General features: G+C 42.3%; 3 protein-coding genes and 1 pseudogene. 2 read left to right on the forward strand and 2 right to left on the reverse strand.

All coding sequences use genetic code 11. The features are described from left to right. Both GMA8713_RS25485 and GMA8713_RS25490 read left to right on the forward strand, forming a co-directional pair. Positions 1 to 193 (forward strand): porin (locus GMA8713_RS25485; RefSeq protein ID WP_198159589.1); only part of this gene is annotated, 193 nt, incomplete at its 5' end. Between the two features lie 79 nt (positions 194 to 272). Beyond that, positions 273 to 809 (forward strand): annotated as a pseudogene (locus GMA8713_RS25490) (winged helix-turn-helix domain-containing protein); the annotation flags it as partial. 21 nt (positions 810 to 830) lie between these two features. Here GMA8713_RS25490 and GMA8713_RS27095 read toward each other — a convergent pair. Next, a protein-coding gene (locus GMA8713_RS27095; protein WP_198159590.1) for an IS1 family transposase occupies positions 831 to 1,528 on the reverse strand; the annotation gives its coding sequence in 2 pieces (ribosomal slippage) (positions 831 to 1,279 and positions 1,279 to 1,528; 699 coding nt in all). Between the two features lie 91 nt (positions 1,529 to 1,619). Next, positions 1,620 to 2,057 (reverse strand): VOC family protein, encoded by a 438-nt coding sequence (locus GMA8713_RS25505; RefSeq protein ID WP_062715468.1) that lies wholly within the window; start codon positions 2,055 to 2,057, stop codon positions 1,620 to 1,622. Between the last annotated feature and the right edge of the window lie 14 nt (positions 2,058 to 2,071).

A 2,071-nucleotide genomic window follows, 5' to 3' on the forward strand; every position in this document is an offset into this window, starting at 1 on the left:
AAAAACGGAAAATGAAACTGCAAACGTCACAACGACGAAAAGTGATTTTGCTGAGTTGACGGGGCGTTATGATTTCAATAAATCAATCTACACTTACGTTGCCTACAAAATGAACAACCTAGATAAAACAGACCTCGGCACTGCGTATGATGCAAAAGACTCTATTCGCCTAGGCCTACGTTACAACTTCTAATTTTAATTATACAAACACATATACCCGTGATCATTGAAGATGCTTGATTTCTCATAAAATCAGGATCATGCTACGCACCATGAAAATAATACTGACTCCTCACCATAAACAACAACTCGAAGAGATGCACGATTCAACTCGTGATGGTCGAGTGCGTGACCGCATCAAAGCCGTTTTACTTGCGTCTGAAGGTTGGAGTCAGGCGATGATTTCTCAAGCTCTCCGTATTCACGAATCGACTGTGGCTCGTCATCTCAGTGATTATGTTCTCTCTGAAAAACTTAAGCCTGAAAATGGTGGTAGCCAAAGCCGACTTTCTGCTGGGCAAACCATGCAACTTATCGAACATCTGGCTGAGGAGACTTACGTTCACACCCTCCAAATTGTCGCTTATGTACAAGCTGGGTTTGGTATTCGTTATACCGTTGCTGGAATGAACAAGTGGCTACATCATCACGGCTTCTCATATAAAAAGCCGAAAGGTGTGCCGCACAAGTTTGATCCAGAGATGCAGCAAGCCTTTATCGAACATTACAACGAGACGCTAAGAAACAGCGAAGACCCTGTGTTATTCATGGATGCCGTTCATCCTACACAGTCCACAAAACTCAGTTGGTCATGACTCCAATCGGTTGATTTAAAAATAGAATTCCCGTTCAATGAATGTTCCGATCACCTTATCGTGCATCTCCTCCGATCTAGAAAAGCCGATAGTTCTACGCACTAAACGTTTTAATCTGGAACGTAAGGTCAGATTGGTTCGCTCAATCCGCTGAGTGAACCTTTTGCCTACAACATGCTTTTCCTTTGGTAATTCTTTTGCGTAAACGCTGAAGTCATCGGTAAAAAAGAAGCTGATGTCGAACGGCTTTAGCAAAGTGAGTAACGATCGAAGAGCATCCGTATTTCGTTTACCAAATGCGTGAGCAATGATGCGTTTATAGCGAGGCTCCCAAGCATACCAAAGCCAGCGGCGATTTTTCTTTTTACCGATGAATGACCATTGCTCATCAACTTCACAGATGAGAGAGAGATTTGCTTTATCGAATGGAATCGAGGTCACTTGCCTTGGCGAGAGTTTTTTAAAGTGCGTAGCACTGTGTTATAGCCAACTTTTAAGACACGGCTTGTTTCTCTTACACCAGAGCTATTCATTGCCATATCAATGATTTGTTCTTTGACATTAGGCTTATATGCCTCATATATATAATCAAGCTGAAAAGAACGCTTGCACTCAATGCAACGAAAGCGCTGAAAGCCTGTTACTCCAGTTCCGTGTTTACGAACATGTTCAGTTTGGTTGCAAAATCGACATTGAACTTGAATGGTAGCCATGATTTCTAATTTGAGGGTGAAAAGGCTACCATTTTAACACAACATCTCCATGTTGGAGTCACGACCAAAAACACACTGTAAACACTGAACTTCAATTTTGCACTAAAACCGCCACGCGTTGGCAATCCCTCTTGAGCCGTTTGTATGTGTTTGAATACGTTGATACTTCAATAAGATTCCCATCATGGTCTCTGAAATAGAATGATGTGATTGCACCTTGCGCGCCTGTACGTTTTACAGGCCCTTCCATGATAACCACACCTTGATTTTCCACATGCTCCATTGCGTCAGACAGATCTATGTCGGTAATAAAGCACAAATCTGCGCTCCCAGTTCTGACATTTTTGGCCTTAGGCTCAAACTCATTGCCGAGTTGATGAAGATTGATTTTCTGGTGGCCAAACTCTAGAGCAATCCGACCAGCTCCAAAACTTACGGCTTTCATACCCAACACTTTTTCATAGAACTTCGTTGTTGTTGGAATGTCTGCAACAGTCAGAACTAAATGATCGAGGTGGCTAATTTTCATCAGAAACTCCATTT

It is taken from the genome of Grimontia marina (assembly GCF_900060185.1).
Taxonomy (GTDB): Bacteria; Pseudomonadota; Gammaproteobacteria; order Enterobacterales; family Vibrionaceae; genus Enterovibrio; species Enterovibrio marinus.